Origin of the sequence: Bradyrhizobium sp. 2TAF36 (assembly GCF_052114925.1) — a bacterium.
Lineage (GTDB): Bacteria > Pseudomonadota > Alphaproteobacteria > Rhizobiales > Xanthobacteraceae > Bradyrhizobium > Bradyrhizobium barranii.
Map to the genome: position 1 here is coordinate 1 of NZ_JBFRFR010000008.1, position 16572 is coordinate 16572.

Here is a 16572-nt window from a genome sequence, read left to right on the forward strand (position 1 = left end):
GGCCTCCGCCCCAGCCAACCATGCCCGCCGTACGTCACGCCATCGTCGATCTCATCCTTCGGCCGCCGTCTCAGCAGTGCCCATATTGCCGAAAGCAAATCCTTGAAAAACAGGGGCGCAAACACATTCTGCCAAAGTAGTGCTAGGCCCCATCACCGATTATGGCCGCGAGGCGACGATGTCGAGCGCGCGCGCGCCCGGGATCGCGTCACCGGCTGACAGCCTCAGGAAATCGCCGGGGTCGCCGGCGAGGGCCTTGTCGAGCAGTGCGGTGTAGCGCCGACGCGAAATCTCGACCGCGCCAAAACTCTTCAAATGATCAGTGACGTATTGCGTGTCGAGCAGCTCGAAGCCGCCATGGATCAGCCGCGCGACCAGGTGCACCAGCGCGACCTTCGAGGCATCGCGCGCGGTGTGAAACATGCTCTCGCCGAAGAAGGCGCGTCCCAGGCTGACGCCGTAGAGCCCGCCGACGAGGTCGTCGCCCTGCCAGGCCTCGACGCTGTGGCAATGGCCGAGCTCGTAGAGGCCGCCATAGAGGTCGCGGATGCGCTTGTTGATCCAGGTGTCCTCGCGCCCCGCCTGCGGCGCGGCGCAGCCGGCGATCGTTGCCTTGAACGCGGTGTTGACGGTGACGCGAAAGGCGTCCGTACGGACGGTGCGCGCGAGCCGCGAGGCCACACGAAATCCCTCGAGCGGGATCACGCCGCGCAATTCCGGCTCGACCCAGAACAGGGTCGGATCGTCGGCGCTCTCGGCCATCGGAAAGATGCCGCAGGCATAGGCACGCAACAGCACGGCCGGCGTGATTTCAGACGAAGCGGAGTCGCGCGAAGTCATGGCGCAACAATAGCAGGATCGTGGAGGTGTTGCGAAGGGGGCGAGGGTCAGCCTGCGGCGGCGTTGTTGGTCTTGTCGGGGGCCGCGGGCGTGCGGCGGAACCTCAGCATGACGCGAGTTCCGGAATGGGCGGGGTCGCGCTCGACGGTGGCGTCGAGCTTGGTGGCCATCGCCGCGACGATGCGCTGGCCCATGCCGGTCGAGCGTGGATCCGCCTTGACCTTGTCGCCGACGCCGTCGTCGGTGATCGCCAGCAGCAGATCCTCGCCCTGCGAGGTCAGCTCGACATGGATGGGGCCGGCGCCGTCGGGATAGGCGTATTTCACCGCGTTCATCACCAGCTCGTTGACGATGATGCCGACGGCGACGGCGCGGTCCGGATCGATCTCGATCGGCTCGGCCTTCACCGTCAGGCGCGACATCCGGTTGCCTTCGGCCGAGCGGCGGAGATCCTCGAGCAGCGAATCCAGATACTGGTTCAGCACCACGCTCTTCAGGTCCTGCGAGGTGTAGAGCCGGCGGTGCACCTGCGCGACCGCGGCGACGCGGCCCATCGCGTTGGTCAGCGCCGCCTTGACCTCTTCCTGGCCTGCGGAGTTCGCCTGGAGATGCAGCAGCGAGGCGATGATCTGGAGCGAGTTGCCGACGCGGTGATTGACCTCGCGGAGCAGCAGCTCACGTTCGGCAGCGAGCGCGGCGTAGCGGTCGCGCGATGCGTGGATCTCGGCCTCGGCTTCCTCGCGCGCCTTCTGCAATTCGGCCTGGCGCAGCGCGCCGTCGGCGGCGACGTGGAGCAGAGGGATGAAGTCGCCCTTGACGTCCTTGACGAGATAATCGGCCGCGCCAGCCTTCAGCGCGGTGACCGCGATGCTGGAATCCTGCGACGCTGTGACGAACACCACCGGCGGCGCGCCTGCGATCGCCATGATCTGCTCGAGCGTCTCCAGCCCGTCGAGGCCGGGCATGTACTGGTCGAGCGCCACGACGTCGATGCAGCTGTCGGCGCTGTTTTGGGTCCCCGCGCGACGGATACGCTCCAGGCCTTCCTCGCCGCTTGCGGCATGAATGACCTTGTAGCCGCGCCGCGTCAGGCCGCGCTCGACCAGGCGGGCCAGCGCCGCGTCGTCGTCGATGTAGAGCAGTGTAGGCGGGTGCTGGTTCATGAGGCGGCGGGCGGGACCTGGATGACCGAGAAGAACAGGCCGAGCTGCCGGATGGCATTGGCGAAATTCTCGTAGTTCACGGGCTTGGTGATGTAGACGTTGCAGCCAAGCTCGTAGCAGCGCTTGATTTCCTGGCTGTCGTCGGTGGTGGTCAGCACCACCACGGGCGAGGCCTTCAGATATTTGTTCTCCTTGATCTGTTTCAGGATGTCGATCCCGGTCATGTCGGGGAGGTTGAGATCGAGCAGGATCAGGAGCGCATTGCCCTTCTGCACGAGCCCGCTGCCGTCGGCGCCGAACAGGTGCTTCACCGCGTCCGTGCCGTTGGCGAAGGGGATGATCTCGTTGTTGACGCCGGATCGGCGGATGTTGCGCTCGATCAGCCGGGCGTGGCCCTCGTCGTCCTCGATCATGATGATGGTGACGGGTTGAGTCATTGGTCGGCGTTCCGGTTGCTTGCGTTCCAGGTGATGGGCAGCGTGATGGTGAAGGTGCTGCCCGTATTCAGTTCCGATGATACCGACATGGTACCGCCGAGGCGGCGCACAAGTGCGCGCACATGCGCAAGACCAATGCCCTGACCAGGCTTGTCCTGGGTTCCCGCCCGGCGAAACAGGTCGAAAATCCGCTGGTGATCTTTCGGATCGATCCCGCGGCCATTATCGCTGATCTCGAAGATAGCGTAGCCAAGCTTGGTGCGCCCGCGGATTCTGATCTCGCCGGGGGCGCCGGCCTTGAGATATTTGATGGCGTTGTCGATCAGATTGGAGAAGATCTGCTCCAGCGCAAGGCGGTCGCTGACGAGATCCGGCAGCGGCGCGACATGGATCTCGGCCTGCGCTTCGGCGGACTGATGCGCCAGCGTCGAGACGATGGCTTCGATCAGCTCGCGGGTGTCGATCTTCTCGGGCACGAATTCGCGCCGGCCCTCGCGGGTGAGGTTGAGGATCGCCGAGATCAGGCGGTCCATCTTGGCGATCGACGACTTGATGAAGCCGAGCGCTTCGGAAAAATCCGTTGAAAGCTGCTTGTCGGGGCCTTCGAGCGTGACCTCGCCGTCAGCTAGCGGCGGGCCATCGGCCGGGACATGGGTGAGGCCGCCGATACGGCGGAAAATGTCGCCGCTGAGCTCTTCGAGTTCGCTGGTGAAGCCCATGATGTTGACGAGTGGCGAGCGAAGATCGTGGCTGACGATATAGGCAAAGCGCTGAATCTCGTTGTTGGCCTCGCGCAGGTCTGCCGTGCGTTCGTCGACGACGGTCTCGAGATTCGCGTAGGCGTCGCGCAGGCGCGTCTCGGCCTCGTCGCGGGCCAGCACCGAGCGCCGCACCAGCCAGATCGAGATCAGGGTCAGCAGCACCACGAGGCCCGAACCGATGCCGGTCATCGAGGCCGCCAGCGTCTGGCTGCGGTCGGAATTGGCCGATCGGAGCCGGAACAGACGCTCCTCCTCCTGGATCATGGAGACGGCGACTTTGCTGATCTCGGCCGTGGTGTCGGTGGAGGCGGCCTCGCGGACCTGCGCTATGGCCTTGTCCGGCCGATTCTGGCCGATGAAGTCCAACTCCTGCTTGAATTGCCCCAGCCGGATTTCGATAGCCGCGCTCAGCTTCTCGATGTTGCCGCGTTGGTCCGGATTATCGCGGGTCAGGCGCGTGAGCTTGTCGAGGGCAGGTATGATCGCTGCCACGGCTTTCTCATGGTCGGCCTTGAAATCCGCCCCTTGGGTCAGGAGATAGCCGCGGGCGGCGCTCTCGGCACGCCGGATTTCCAGCAGCAGGGCGTTGATCTGGTTCTCCGCCTCGATGGTGTGGATCACCCATTTGCTATCGTCTCTGGCCTTGTTGACCAGGTAGACGGAGCCGGCGCTGATCACGGTCAACACCAGAAGACCCGCCGAGAACAGCAGGATCTGCCACATGGAGCGCCGTCGTTGCGCTTCAGTCGTCACGACGGTCTCGCTTCGTCACGTCAACGGAACTCAAAAGGCCCCCTCGGAACTGTCCCCGTCCAGAACGCGATGGGGGCCAAAGGGTTCCACGGGAGGAGAGGGGTCACCCCGCGACCGGTTCCTTGCCCGCGAGGTACTGTTCCAGCCAGTGGATATGATAGTCGCCGTTGATGATGTCGTCCTGGCGCACCAGGTCGCGGAACAGCGGCAGCGTCGTCTCGATACCCTCGACCACCATCTCGTCCAGCGCCCGGCGCAGCCGCATCAGGCATTCGGCGCGGGTCTTGCCGTGGACGATGAGCTTGCCGACGAGGGAGTCGTAATAGGGCGGGATGGTGTAGCCCTGATAGACCGCGGAATCGATGCGCACGCCGAGCCCGCCGGGCTGGTGATATTGCGTGATGCGGCCCGGCGAGGGACGGAAGCTCTGCGGGTTCTCGGCGTTGATACGGCACTCGATCGCATGGCCGATGATCTGAATCTCGCTTTGCTTGGCCGGCAGATCGCCGCCGGCAGCGATGCGGATCTGCTCCAGCACGAGGTCGATGTCGGTGATGCTCTCGGTGACGGGATGCTCGACCTGGATGCGGGTGTTCATCTCGATGAAGTAGAACTCGCCGTCCTCGAACAGGAATTCGATTGTGCCGACGCCGAGATATTTCATCTCGCGCATCGCCTTAGCGCAGGTTTCGCCGATCTTGGCGCGTGCAGCGGCGGCAAGGACCGGCGAGGGGCCTTCCTCCCAGACCTTCTGGTGGCGGCGCTGCAGCGAGCAGTCGCGCTCGCCGAGATGGATCGCGCCGCCGCGACCGTCACCGAGGATCTGGATCTCGATGTGACGCGGCTTCTGGAGGTATTTTTCGAGATAGACGGACGCGTCACCGAAGGCGGACTTGGCCTCGTTGGCTGCCGTCGACAGCGCCACCTGGAGGTCGGCCTCGCTCTGCGCGACCTTCATGCCGCGGCCGCCGCCGCCGGCGGCTGCCTTGACCAGCACGGGGAAGCCGATCTTCCTGGCGATCGCCATCGCGTCGTCCTCGGGGCCGACCGCGCCGTCCGAGCCGGGCACCACGGGAATGCCGAGCTTCCTGGCCGTCTTCTTGGCCTCGATCTTGTCGCCCATCAGGCGGATGTGCTCGGCCTTGGGGCCGATGAAATGCAGATTGTGCTCGGAAAGGATTTCGGCGAAGCGCGCGTTCTCGGAGAGGAAGCCGTAGCCGGGATGCACGGCATCCGCGCCGGTGATCTCGCAGGCCGCGAGCAGCGCGGGCACGTTGAGATAGCTGTCCTTGGACGGCGGCGGCCCGATGCAGACGCTCTCGTCCGACAGGCGCACATGCATGGCGTCGGCGTCGGCAGTGGAGTGCACGGCGACGGTCGCGATCCCGAGCTCCTTGCAGGCGCGCAGGATGCGAAGGGCGATCTCGCCGCGATTGGCTATGAGGATCTTGTCGAACATGGTGTCCTTAAGGGACTGGCGCGCGGGAGGCGGCTAGGGCGGCTGACCGCCCACGACCATTACTCTATGATGACGAGCGGCTCGCCGTACTCGACCGGCTGGCCGTCTTCGACCAGAATCTGCGTCACCGTGCCGGCGCGCGGCGAGGGGATCTGGTTCATGGTCTTCATGGCTTCGATGATCAGCAGCGTCTGGCCGACCGAGACCTTGCTGCCGACCTCGATGAACGGCTTGGCGCCGGGCTCCGGCGCCCAATAGGCGGTGCCGACCATCGGCGAGATCACCGCGCCCGGATGCTTCGACAGGTCGGCCGCGGCTGGCGCGGCGGCAGCTGCGGCCGCCGGCAGGACGGCGGGACCGGCCGCCATCTGCATCGGCATGGTGGCGGCTACGCTGATGTTGCGGGCGACGCGCAGGCGAAGGCCGGCCCGTTCGATCTCGATCTCGGTGAGGCTGGTCTCATCGAGCAGAAGTGCGAGCTCGCGGACGAGCGCGGAATCCTCGCTGGAAAACTTTACGGCTGCTTTGTCGTCTGGCTGGCGCGCCATGTTCTGATCCGAATGTTCTGTGTGAAGAGGGAGCGTCAGGCTTTGGGCTTGATGCCGAGCTTGGCGGCAAGGCCCTGGATCGCGAGGCGGTAGCCCTCGATGCCGAAACCGCAGAGCGAGGCGAAGGCCGCGCGCGCGGTGTAGGAATGGTGACGGAAGCTCTCGCGGGCGTGGATGTTGGTCACGTGCACTTCGACGGTCGGGATCTGCACCGCGAGCAGCGCGTCGTGCAGCGCGATCGAGGTGTGCGAATAGCCGCCGGCATTGATGATGATGCCCTTCATCTTGCGGGCATGCGCCTCGTGGATGAAGTCGATCAACTCGCCTTCGCGGTTGGACTGCCGGCAGTCGGCCTTGAGGCCGTACGCCGCCGCCGCTTCGCGGCACAGCGTTTCGACGTCGGCCAGCGTCGCGTGGCCATACTTCTCGGGCTCGCGCGTCCCCAACATGTTGAGGTTCGGCCCGTTGAGAACGAGGATCGTGTCGGTTGCTGGTTCGGCCATTCCAATCCCGCAAGAGGTGCTTCGGCGTGGCGGGGGTTATAGGTAACAAAGCGCCCTAGGGGAAGCCTTGAAGGACCTCCCAGGGGGCTTCAAACAGCTCATCCGGGGTGCAAAAACCTGTGCGGAAGCTACGGAAATTGCTTGTTAACCAGTTCTAATCGTGGCTGCCGGGCGGGATAGGCAGGGGAGGCCGCCCAATAGGCCAAAAGCCCCTGCCGATCTCTCGGCAAGGGCTTATCGGGCGTCAGCCAAGCGGCTTAGCCTTCGATGATGTACACGATCTCGCGCGTCTGCGGACGGACGATGATGTACTGTCCGCGGACGTAGATCACGTCATAGCCGCGCCACTCCGGATAGATTTCCACGATCCGGGGCGGCAGCGGATGGAAGCGAACGGATGCCGGGATCGCGGCGCCGACCGAGATGTTGAAGTTGACGTTCGTGGTCTCTTCGATCTTGGTCGACTTGATCGCCGTTGAGATCTCGGTCCGCTTCTCGGCAGGCGGTGCCGCAGCGGTCGCAGGCGCGGCGCCGGTCGTGGTCTGAGACTTGGTGTCGGCAGCCTTGCTGTCCGCGCCCTTGGTCTGGGCGTTCATGTTGCCGCTCTTGGTGTCAGTCTCGGTGCTCTTGGACTTGTCCATCTGGGACTTGTCCATCGTGCTCTTGGACTTGTCCTGCGCGCCCTGGGCGTGCTCACCCTTCGTCGCGCCGGCCTTCTCGTCAGCCGCGTTCTTGTTCATCGTGCCGGATTTTTCCATCCCGCCTGACTTTTCCATCGCACCGGATTTCTCCGTCGCGCCAGACGACTTCTCCTCGGCTGCTCCGCCGGGCTTCATGGCGCCGCCAGCCTGGCCGACGGTGCCCCTCTCGGGAGCGGCTTCCTTGCCCATCGCGCCACGTTCAGCTGCGCCACCGGCGGGTTGCGAATGTTGCGTCGGCTGCGCGCCGGCCCCGCCACCGCTATCGCGGTTCATGGTGCCCTGTGCGTTCGCCAGCCCGGTGCCTGCGACGAGCGCGAGCGCGGCGACCGAGATCATAAAGCGGTTAGACATCAAATTTCTCCTCACGTGTTTCTTTGCGTCATTGCCCGCGCCACCAACGAAAGGAGATTTGAGTTGTTCCGGAACATCGGCGGTTCCGGGGTATTTGTTTCTTAAACGCGAGATGAATGCGCGCGCCGGATTCGCGCCAGAATTCGCGCAAAGCTGCGGTCAACGAAAAAGGCCGGCTGTTCAGCCGGCCTCGTCGCATGCGCAGATTGTGAAATGCGGGATCAGCAGGTCGCCTTGTTAGCAAGTCGCCTTGCCGCAACGGGCAACGCCGATCTTTTCCTTCAGGCCTTCGAGGCCGACGGCGCCGATCACGATCTGCTTGCCGATCACGTAGCTCGGCGTGCCGTTCATACCCATCGCTTCGGCGAGCTTGAAATTCTCCTCGATGGTGGCGCGCACCTCGGGGCTGCCGATGTCCTTCTCGATCTTGGCGGTGTCGAGGCCGGCTTCCTTGGCCGCCTGCAGCGCGCGCGCCTTGTCGGCGGCGCCACGGCCGCCGAGCAGCTTCTGGTGGAAGTCGAGGTACTTCTTGCCGGTGGGATCCTGCATGCGCACGGCGACCGCGACCTGCGCCGCTTCGACCGAGCCCTGGCTCAGCACCGGAAACTCCTTCAGCACGACCTTCAGCTTCGGATCGGCCTTCATGAGGTCGAGCATGTCGCCCATCGCGCGCTTGCAGTAGCCGCAATTGTAATCGAAGAACTCGACGAAGGTGACGTCGCCGTCCTTGTTGCCGAGCACGACCTGGCGCGGCGAGTTGAAGATCGCATCGGAGTTCTGCGCGATGCTGGCTTCGTGCTTCTGCGTTTCGGCCGCGGCCTGGCGCTTGGTGAGCTCGGTCATCGCTTCCTCGAGCACCTCGGGATGGGTGACGAGATAATTCTTGATGATCGCCTCGATGTCGGTGCGCTGGGCATCCGAGAAGCTGTCGGCCGACGCGGGAACGGCTGCGCCGAACATGGCGAGCGCGAACAGCGCGGGAGCAAGCAGGCGCAGCGAAGGCATAGGCAAATCCTCTTATCGAAAGCTGGTTTCGGAAAACGTCCCGGCGGACTTAAGCTCGGTGTCGTGACGTCGTGGTGTCAGGCGTCGTCTTGGTCGCGTTAGTTGCGCGGCGGCTTGGCCGCCACGATGTCGTCGGCCTTGACCCATCCGGGCGTGCCGACGGCGAAACGGGTTTTCGCGCGCGTGGCGAGCTCGCGGGCGGTCTTGTTGTCGCCGCGCAGATAAGCGGCCTGCGCCGACGCCAGATCCGCCTCGGCATAGTCGCCCTTCCGGCCATAGGCCATCGCGAGCTGCATATAGCCGAGCGCAGCCTCCGGTTCCCGTGCCACCGCGGCCCGGAGAATCCGAACGGCATCATCGGTGTAGGCCTTATTATCCGATCCAACCAGAGCCTGCCCAAGTAACATCTCGATGAGGGGGGCGTTGTTGGACAGCTGCACCGCCTTGCGCAGGGCAGGGATCGCTTCGGCCGGCTTGCCGCCCTCCAGCAGGGCCTGGCCGCGCACCTCGTAGAAATACGGGTTGTTCGGCTGGACCTGGATCAGCGCGTCGATCTGGGCCAGGGCGCTGCGTAAATCGCCGTGCAGATAGGTGCTGATGGCGCGGGCATAGCGCGCCGGCATGCTGTCGTTCGTCTGGGGATAGCGGCGGTAGACCGTCTCCGGCCGCTCCATGAACGCGGAGATCTTGGCGCGCGCCATGTCGTGGCGGAGCTGGAGCGCGGGATCGTCCTTTTTGTCCCAATAGGGGCTGGAACTGGCGAATTCCTGAAGCGACGCGACGCGCTCGGCGGGCATCGGATGCGACTGGAGATAGGGATCGGCGCCGCGGGACGCGAACAGGCTCTCGCTGGTGAAGCGCTTGAAGGTCTCGTACATGCCCTTCGGAGACTGCTGGGTCGCGGTCAGGAATTTCACGCCGGCGCGGTCGGCGTTCTCCTCCTGCTGGCGCTGATAGGACAGCAGCGTGCGGCGGATCATCTCCTGCGGTCCGGCGATGGCGGCGGCACCGGCATTGGCGAGGCCGTTGTTGCCGGCGCTGTTGCTGCCTCGGGTGCTACCCACGGCAATCGCTCCGGCCCCGAGCAGCATGGCGATGATCATCTGGGTCTGTGCGTTGGCGAGCTGTTCGCGCAGCTTGGACAGATGGCCGCCGGCCAGATGCCCGGTCTCGTGCGCGAGCACGCCGATGATCTGGTTCGGCGTCTCCGACTGCATGATCGCGCCGTAATTGACGAAGATGCGGCGGCCGTCCGCGACGAACGCGTTGAACGAGCTTTCGTTGATGATCACCATCTGGATGTTCTGCTTTTCCAGACCGGCAACGCGCAGGATCGGGCGCGTGTATTCGCGCAGCAGCTGCTCGGTCTCGGTGTCGCGCAGGATCGGCGGTCCCTTGGCCTGCGCATGCGCGGCCGGCATCGGCAACAGCGCGATCGCCGCGGCAGTGACGAGGGCGGTGAGGGCGGAGGCCTTCTTGCGCAATGCGATCTGGAGCAACATCAGGCGGTCTGGGTCAAACGGTCTTGATCAAGCAGTTTCGTGATTGGTTTTTGGCGATTGGCGGCGGACCGGATACGAGATATGCCCTTATGAGCCGTACAATGCGGCCAGTCTGGGGCGCAAGCGCCCCGTTTCCGGGACCGAACCGACCGGTTCGCCAGCGAATAGCAGAATTCGATGCACGATGCGACATTGAGGAACCGGGTGGGGCAGTGGCTCGAGCCCTCCCGCCGCAGCGATGTTCCCCCGTTCATGGTGATGGACGTGATGGCCGCCGCGGCCCGAATCGAGGCGGCAGGCGGCCATGTCATCCACATGGAGGTCGGCCAGCCCGCAACCGGCGCCCCACAGACCGCGATCGCGGCCGCCCATGCGGCGCTCGAGGCGGGGCGGATCGATTACACCTCCGCGCTCGGCATCCCCTCATTGCGCGAACGCATCGCGCGCCACTATCGCGATGCCTATGGCTGTGATGTCAGCCCCGAGCGGATCGTGGTGACGACAGGCTCCTCCGGCGGTTTCATCCTGGCTTTCCTGTCGATGTTCGCGCCCGGCGACCGCGTCGCCGTGACGGTGCCGGGCTATCCGCCCTACCGCCACATCCTCACCGCGCTCGGTTGCGAGCCGGTGCTGATCGAGACCACCAATGACACGCGCCACGCGCTGACCGGCGAGGCGCTGCTGGCGGCGCATCGCAAGGCGCCGCTCAAGGGCGTGCTGGTCGGTAGCCCCGCCAATCCGACCGGGACGATGATGTCCCGCGAGGCGCTCGCCGGCCTGATCGCTGCGGCGGAAGACGCCGGCATCCGCTTCATCTCGGACGAAATCTATCACGGGCTCGACTACGCGTTTCCGGCGGCAACGGCGGCGGCGCTGTCGGAGCACGCACTCGTGATCAACTCGTTCTCGAAATATTTTTGCATGACGGGCTGGCGCGTCGGCTGGATGGTCGTGCCCGAGATCCTGGTGCGGCCGATCGAGCGGCTGCAGCAGAACCTGTCGATCTCGGTGCCGTCATTGTCGCAAATCGCGGCCGAAGCGGCCTTCGACGGCGCGGCCGAGATGGAGGAGATCAAGCACGGCTATCAGGAAAACCGGCGCATCCTGATCGAGGGATTGCCCAATGCGGGCCTCAGCAAGTTCCTGCCTGCCGACGGCGCCTTCTATCTCTATGCCGACGTCTCGGACTTCACCTCGGACAGTTTCGAGTTTGCCAAGCAGATGCTGGAGCAGGCGCACGTTGCGGCCACGCCGGGTCTCGATTTCGATCCGATCCATGGTCGTTCGTTCATACGGCTCTCCTATGCGCGTTCGGCAGCGGAGATGCGGGAGGCAGTTGACCGGATCGCTCACTGGCTTAAATAGCCGCGAGTTTTCGACAGCCGTTTCGACACCAGCCCTGCGGAGTTCAACTTTGTCTGACCGTTCCCTCGCGTCCGTCGCCACGCCGCATTCTCCTCTCGCCGCATTGATGTGGCCGACCCGTCCGGGTGAAACCGTCGGCGCACTTCGCGCCGTCGTGCTGATTGCGCTCGGCACCGCCTTGATGGCGCTATCAGCCAAGGTGAATCTGCCACTGCCTTACGTGCCCATGACCCTGCAGACGCTGGTCGTGCTGATGATCGGCGCCGCCTATGGCTGGCGCCTTGGCAGCGCAACCATGATCGCCTACCTCGCCGAAGGCGCGATGGGGCTGCCGGTGTTCGCCGGCCCGGTCGGTGGAATTGCACCGCTGGTCGGCCCGACTGCCGGCTACCTGTATGGCTTCGTGCTGGCTGCCTTCATCACCGGCTGGCTGGCCGAGCGCGGCTGGGATCGCAACGTCGTGTTCCTGTTTGGAGCAATGGCGCTCGCCCATGTCGTCATCTTCATCGCCGGCTTCGGCTGGCTGGCCTACGTCATCGGCCTTGGCGCAACCAAGGCTTGGGCGGTCGGCGTCGCGCCGTTCATTGCGGCATCGGTGGTCAAGAACGCGCTGGGCGCCGCGCTGATGCCGGCGGCCCGCCGGATCGTCGATCGACGCGGGTAAAGCGCACCATTCCGAGCAGTTCCGATTGACAGAGCCGGCCAAGTTGATCTTGGCTGGCTCTGAGTTTGAGGGGGAGTGAAACAATGACGACGACAACGATGGCGGGGGCGCCGGTCGCGCCGGCCGCCGCCAAGCCTTGGTACAAGGTTCTCTACGTCCAGGTGCTGATCGCCATCGTGCTCGGCGCCCTGGTCGGCTGGCTGTGGCCGTCGCTCGCCACCAACGAGTGGATCAAGGCGATGGGCGACGGCTTCATCAAGCTGATCAAGATGGTGATTGCGCCGATCATCTTCTGCACCGTGGTCTCCGGCATCGCGCATATCCAGGACGCAAAGAAGGTCGGCCGCATCGGCGTCAAGGCGCTGGTCTATTTCGAGGTCGTCTCGACCTTCGCGCTGGTGATCGGACTCATCATCGGCAACCTGGTGAAGCCGGGTGCGGGCTTCGGCAGCGCCGCCGCCAACGCGCAGGCCGTCGCCAACTACGCCAAGCAGGCCGAGGGCCAGAGGTCGGTCGACTTCATCCTGCACATCATCCCCGACACCGTGGTCGGCGCCTTCGCGCAAGGCGAGATCCTGCAGGTGTTGCTGTTCTCGGTGCTGTTCGGCTTCGCCATCATGGGCCTCGGCGAGCGCGGCCATACCATCCGCAGCTTCATCGATGACGCCGCGCATGCGGTGTTCGGAGTCATCTCCATCGTGATGCGCGCGGCGCCGATCGGCGCCTTCGGCGCAATGGCCTACACCATCGGCAAGTTCGGCACCGGGGCGATCCTCAACCTGGTCGGCCTGATCGCGACGTTCTACGTCACCGCGGCGCTGTTCGTATTCGTCGTGCTCGGAACCATCGCGCGCCTCGCCGGCTTCTCCATCTTCAAGTTCCTCGCCTACATCAAGGACGAGCTGCTGATCGTGCTCGGCACCTCGTCCTCGGAAAGCGCGCTGCCTTCCTTGATGGAGAAACTCGAGCGCCTCGGTTGCTCGAAGTCGGTGGTCGGCCTCGTGGTGCCCACGGGCTATTCGTTCAATCTCGACGGCACCAACATCTACATGACGCTGGCGACGCTGTTCATCGCGCAGGCGCTTGGCTTCGATCTCACCTTCGGCCAGCAGCTCACCATCCTGGTGGTGGCGATGCTGACCTCGAAGGGTGCCTCCGGCATCACCGGCGCGGGCTTCATCACGCTGGCCGCGACGCTCGCCGTGGTCGATCCGCGCCTCGTGCCGGGCATGGCGATCGTGCTCGGAATCGACAAGTTCATGAGCGAGTGCCGCGCGCTGACCAACCTCTGTGGCAACGGCGTGGCCTGCGTGATCGTCGCCTGGTGGGAAGGTGAGCTCGACCGCGACAAGCTCAACGCCAACCTCGCCAGGCAGATCGATCCGACCGACCTGGAAACGGCCGTCACGACGGACTGATCTGCCGGTGGCGGCGCCGCGCGCCGTCAGACCTTGAAGTAGTAGGGCTGGTCGAGATCCTCGATCAGCCCTTTTTCTTTCGGCGCCCAGCCGAGCAAAGCGCGCGTCCTGGCGCTTGAGGTCGGAACGTCGATGCCGGCGAACTGTGCGAACCAGCCGAAATGCGCGGCTGCTTCCTCAGGCGATTTGGACACGACGGGGACGCCGAGCCTTCGGCCGATCAACTCGGCAATCGCCTTGAACGGCACGCCTTCCTCGGCGATCGCATGATAGCGCCGCGCGGTCGCACCTTGCTCCAGCGCGAGACGATAGACGCGCGCGGCGTCGAGGCGGTGCGCGGCCGGCCAGCGGTTTTGGCCTTCACCGATATAGGCGGCGGCGCCTTTCTCCCGGGCGAGCGCGATCAGGCGCGGCACGAAGCCGTGGTCGCCCTCGCCATGGGTCGTGGGCGGCAGCCGCACGATGCCGGTGCGGACGCCGCGCTCTGCGAGGTCTTCGGCGGTGGCTTCCGAGACGCGCGGAAAGTGGCGGGCCGCCGCATCGTCTTCGGTCGCGAGCCGTCCGGGCGCCAGCAGCGCCACACCTGATGTGACGATGAGAGGGCGGTCGGAGCCTTTGAGTTCCTCGCCGAGCGCCAGGATCGCGCGACGGTCGAGCTCGCAATTGTCGGCGAATTTCGAGAAGTCGTGGTTGAAGCCGAGATGCAGGACACCGTCCGAAGCGGCGGCGCCGCTGCGTAAGGACGCATGATCCTCCAGCGACCCACGATGGATCTCGGCGCCCATCGTGGTGAGCGCTGCGACGCCGGCATCGGAGCGGGCGAGGCCGAGCACGCTATGGCCGGCGGCCATCAGGTCTCGAACGACGGCGGAGCCGACGAAGCCGGTGGCACCGGTAACGAAAACACGCATGCGAATTCTCCTGGGGTTGGTGGAGAGAACCATCTGCGTTAGAGTTATCCGGGTAAAGTAGTGACGTTATCAGGGTATAATCGCTAACAGGATGAGCGAGAGCACTGCCGCCGAGAACCTGCTTGGGGTCTATCTGAAGGACCGTCGCACCCGGCTCGATGCAGCCGCGTTCGGCTTCTCCGGCAGCCGCAGGCGCACGCCGGGTCTGCGCCGGGAGGAAGTGGCCCAGCGCGCCAATATCAGCTCGACCTGGTACACTTGGCTGGAGCAGGGCCGCGGCGGGGCGCCGTCGGCCGACGTGCTCGACCGGATCGCGCGCGCGTTGATGCTGACCGATGTCGAGCGCGAGCACCTGTTCCTGATCGGCCTCGGCCGCCAGCCCGAGGTGCGCTACCAGGCGAGCGAAGGCGTCTCACCGCGGCTGCAACGCGTGCTCGATGCGCTCTCATTCAGCCCGGCGCTGGTACGCACCGCGACCTGGGACGTCGTCGCCTGGAATCGCGCCGCAAGCGTCGTGCTGACCGACTACGGCGCGATCCCGCCGGGACAGCGCAACATCCTGCGCTTCATCTTCTGCGATCCGCGCGTGCGCGCCGCGCAATATGACTGGGACAGTGTGGCACGCTTCGTGGTGGCCGCATTCAGGGCAGACGCGGCGCGAGCAGGTGCCGTCTCGCATGTCGCCGATTTCGTCGACGAGCTCTGTCGGACAAGTCCGGAATTCGCGGCGCTCTGGCGCGACAATGACGTGCGCCATCATGGCGACGGCACCAAGCGGCTGCGGCATCCCGTTCACGGCACGATGTCGTTCGAATATTCGAGCTTCAATGTCGAGGGCCGCTCCGATCTCAGCATGATCGTCTACAATCCGGCGACGCCTGAAGACGCCGACCGCATCAGGAAGATGCTGGCCGAGCGCGCCGACAGCTAAAAGCGCTCAGGCCGGTATGGCGTCGGATCGATCGCCGGCGTCTCGCCGCTCATCATCTCGGCGAGCAGGCGGCCGGTCGCGGGCCCGAGCGTAAAGCCCTGGTGGCCGTGGCCGAAATTCATCCAGAGGCCCGGGTGACGCGGCGCTTGCCCGAGCACCGGCAGCATGTCGGGCGTGCAGGGGCGGGTGCCGAACCACGGGTCGGGCTCGACCCGCTTGCCGAGGTCGATCAGCTCTCGCGCGGAAGCTTCGGCACTGGCGAGCTGCACGGGCGTTGCGAGCGCGTCCATGCCGGTCAATTCCGCACCCGTGGTGATGCGGATGCCCTTCGCCATCGGACCCATGGCGTAGCCGCCGGCCTTGTCGACCAGCGGCAGATCGAGTGATGCGCCGCCGCTGTAATGCATGTGGTAGCCGCGCTTGCGCACCAGCGGAATGCGGTATCCGAATTTGTGCAGCAGATTGGGCGACCAGGGCCCCAGCGTCACGACGGCGGCCGCAGCGTCTATGGTTCCTTGGTCCGTATCGACCGACCAGTCGGTCGCGGTCTGCCGCAAGGTCTGGGCATCGCCGAGCACGATGGTGCCGCCGAGGCGCTCGAACAGCTCGGCATACGCCGTGACCAGTGCGCCGGGATCGGACACGGTCCAGGTGTCGAGCCAATGGATCGCGCCGGGCAGGTCGTCGCGCAGAATCGGTTCGGCCTTGGCGAGCTCGGCCCCCGAGAGCGCGCGAAACCTCACGCCGAATTCGCGCTGGTCTTGTTCCGCCGCCTTGACGGCGAGATCGAAGGAGGCTGCGTCGCGATGCAGATGCCGGTAGCCCGCGCGGCGGATCAGATTGTCGGCATGGGCTTCGCGAATGAGGATGTCGTGCTCCGCCGTCGCGTAGGCGATCAGCCGCGCCCAGGCGTCGATCGCCTCGCGATGCCGCTTCGGCGCCGAATGCCACCAGTAGCGGAGCAGGGGCTCGATATGGAGATGAAGCGACGACAGGCTGTAGCGCACGTCGTTGGTGCGGCCGGTCGCGATCTTCAGGAGCGAAGCGAGGTCGCGCGGCATCGGATAGGGGCGCACGGCTTCGGCCTGGATCATCCCGGCATTGCCATAGCTGGTCTCGCGGCCCGGCTCCCTGCGGTCGACGAGCGTGACCGACCAGCCGCGCTGCCGGAGGTGCAGCGCCGCGCTCACGCCGATCATGCCGCCGCCGAGAACAATTGCGCTTTGCATCGAAACTGACCTCGCTAAATCAAAACCGCCC

General features: G+C 65.3%; 16 protein-coding genes. 4 read left to right on the plus strand and 12 right to left on the minus strand.

Annotated features, from left to right (window positions below; all coding sequences use genetic code 11):
• Positions 1-159: 159 nt before the first annotated feature.
• The 10 genes from aat to AB4Z51_RS05665 all read right to left on the minus strand — a co-directional run bounded on the left by aat (position 160) and on the right by AB4Z51_RS05665 (position 10023).
• Entirely contained in the window at positions 160-840 is a 681-nt protein-coding gene (aat, locus tag AB4Z51_RS05620; RefSeq protein ID WP_135213473.1) for a leucyl/phenylalanyl-tRNA--protein transferase, read from the minus strand.
• A 47-nt stretch (positions 841-887) separates the two neighbouring features.
• Entirely contained in the window at positions 888-2003 is a 1116-nt protein-coding gene (locus tag AB4Z51_RS05625) for a sensor histidine kinase (RefSeq protein WP_135213474.1), read from the minus strand.
• Positions 2000-2440 (minus strand): response regulator, encoded by a 441-nt coding sequence (locus AB4Z51_RS05630; RefSeq protein ID WP_135213475.1) that lies wholly within the window; start codon positions 2438-2440, stop codon positions 2000-2002. The genes AB4Z51_RS05625 and AB4Z51_RS05630 overlap by 4 nt, the downstream gene beginning before the upstream one ends.
• A complete protein-coding gene (locus tag AB4Z51_RS05635) occupies positions 2437-3954 on the minus strand; it encodes a sensor histidine kinase (protein ID WP_094184055.1) in 1518 nt (505 codons plus the stop codon). The genes AB4Z51_RS05630 and AB4Z51_RS05635 overlap by 4 nt, the downstream gene beginning before the upstream one ends.
• Before the next feature lie 103 nt (positions 3955-4057).
• The gene (gene accC, locus AB4Z51_RS05640) at positions 4058-5413 is read right to left on the minus strand and encodes an acetyl-CoA carboxylase biotin carboxylase subunit (RefSeq protein ID WP_135213476.1); all 1356 of its coding nucleotides are present in this window, start codon (positions 5411-5413) and stop codon (positions 4058-4060) included.
• Positions 5414-5472: 59 nt separating this feature from the next.
• On the minus strand, positions 5473-5961 hold the full coding sequence (gene accB / locus AB4Z51_RS05645) for an acetyl-CoA carboxylase biotin carboxyl carrier protein (protein WP_063983552.1): 489 nt from the start codon (positions 5959-5961) through the stop codon (positions 5473-5475).
• Between the two features lie 35 nt (positions 5962-5996).
• On the minus strand, positions 5997-6464 hold the full coding sequence (gene aroQ, locus AB4Z51_RS05650) for a type II 3-dehydroquinate dehydratase (protein ID WP_135213477.1): 468 nt from the start codon (positions 6462-6464) through the stop codon (positions 5997-5999).
• Between the two features lie 257 nt (positions 6465-6721).
• Entirely contained in the window at positions 6722-7516 is a 795-nt protein-coding gene (locus tag AB4Z51_RS05655; protein WP_063983551.1) for a DUF1236 domain-containing protein, read from the minus strand.
• Between the two features lie 237 nt (positions 7517-7753).
• Entirely contained in the window at positions 7754-8521 is a 768-nt protein-coding gene (locus AB4Z51_RS05660) for a DsbA family protein (RefSeq protein ID WP_135213478.1), read from the minus strand.
• 98 nt (positions 8522-8619) lie between these two features.
• On the minus strand, positions 8620-10023 hold the full coding sequence (locus AB4Z51_RS05665; protein WP_135213479.1) for a M48 family metalloprotease: 1404 nt from the start codon (positions 10021-10023) through the stop codon (positions 8620-8622).
• 177 nt (positions 10024-10200) lie between these two features.
• Between AB4Z51_RS05665 and AB4Z51_RS05670 the strand changes: the two genes are divergently transcribed.
• The 3 genes from AB4Z51_RS05670 (at position 10201) to AB4Z51_RS05680 (ending at position 13470) form a co-directional block, all read left to right on the plus strand.
• On the plus strand, positions 10201-11388 hold the full coding sequence (locus AB4Z51_RS05670; protein WP_135213480.1) for a pyridoxal phosphate-dependent aminotransferase: 1188 nt from the start codon (positions 10201-10203) through the stop codon (positions 11386-11388).
• A gap of 106 nt (positions 11389-11494) precedes the next feature.
• Positions 11495-12052, plus strand: a complete 558-nt coding sequence (locus AB4Z51_RS05675; RefSeq protein WP_063983547.1) for a biotin transporter BioY — start codon at positions 11495-11497, stop codon at positions 12050-12052.
• An 83-nt stretch (positions 12053-12135) separates the two neighbouring features.
• Entirely contained in the window at positions 12136-13470 is a 1335-nt protein-coding gene (locus AB4Z51_RS05680; protein WP_135213481.1) for a dicarboxylate/amino acid:cation symporter, read from the plus strand.
• A 26-nt stretch (positions 13471-13496) separates the two neighbouring features.
• Here AB4Z51_RS05680 and AB4Z51_RS05685 read toward each other — a convergent pair whose 3' ends face one another.
• Complete coding sequence (locus AB4Z51_RS05685; RefSeq protein WP_135213482.1) at positions 13497-14381, minus strand: SDR family oxidoreductase; 885 nt, start codon at positions 14379-14381, stop codon at positions 13497-13499.
• 91 nt (positions 14382-14472) lie between these two features.
• Between AB4Z51_RS05685 and AB4Z51_RS05690 the strand changes: the two genes are divergently transcribed.
• The gene (locus AB4Z51_RS05690; protein WP_135213483.1) at positions 14473-15312 is read left to right on the plus strand and encodes a helix-turn-helix transcriptional regulator; all 840 of its coding nucleotides are present in this window, start codon (positions 14473-14475) and stop codon (positions 15310-15312) included.
• Here the strand turns inward: AB4Z51_RS05690 and AB4Z51_RS05695 are convergent.
• Positions 15309-16541 carry an NAD(P)/FAD-dependent oxidoreductase gene (locus tag AB4Z51_RS05695; protein ID WP_135213484.1) on the minus strand — a complete coding sequence of 411 codons (1233 nt, stop codon included), beginning with the start codon at positions 16539-16541 and terminating at the stop codon, positions 15309-15311. The two genes, AB4Z51_RS05690 and AB4Z51_RS05695, sit on opposite strands and share 4 nt — an antisense overlap.
• Positions 16542-16572: the final 31 nt, after the last annotated feature.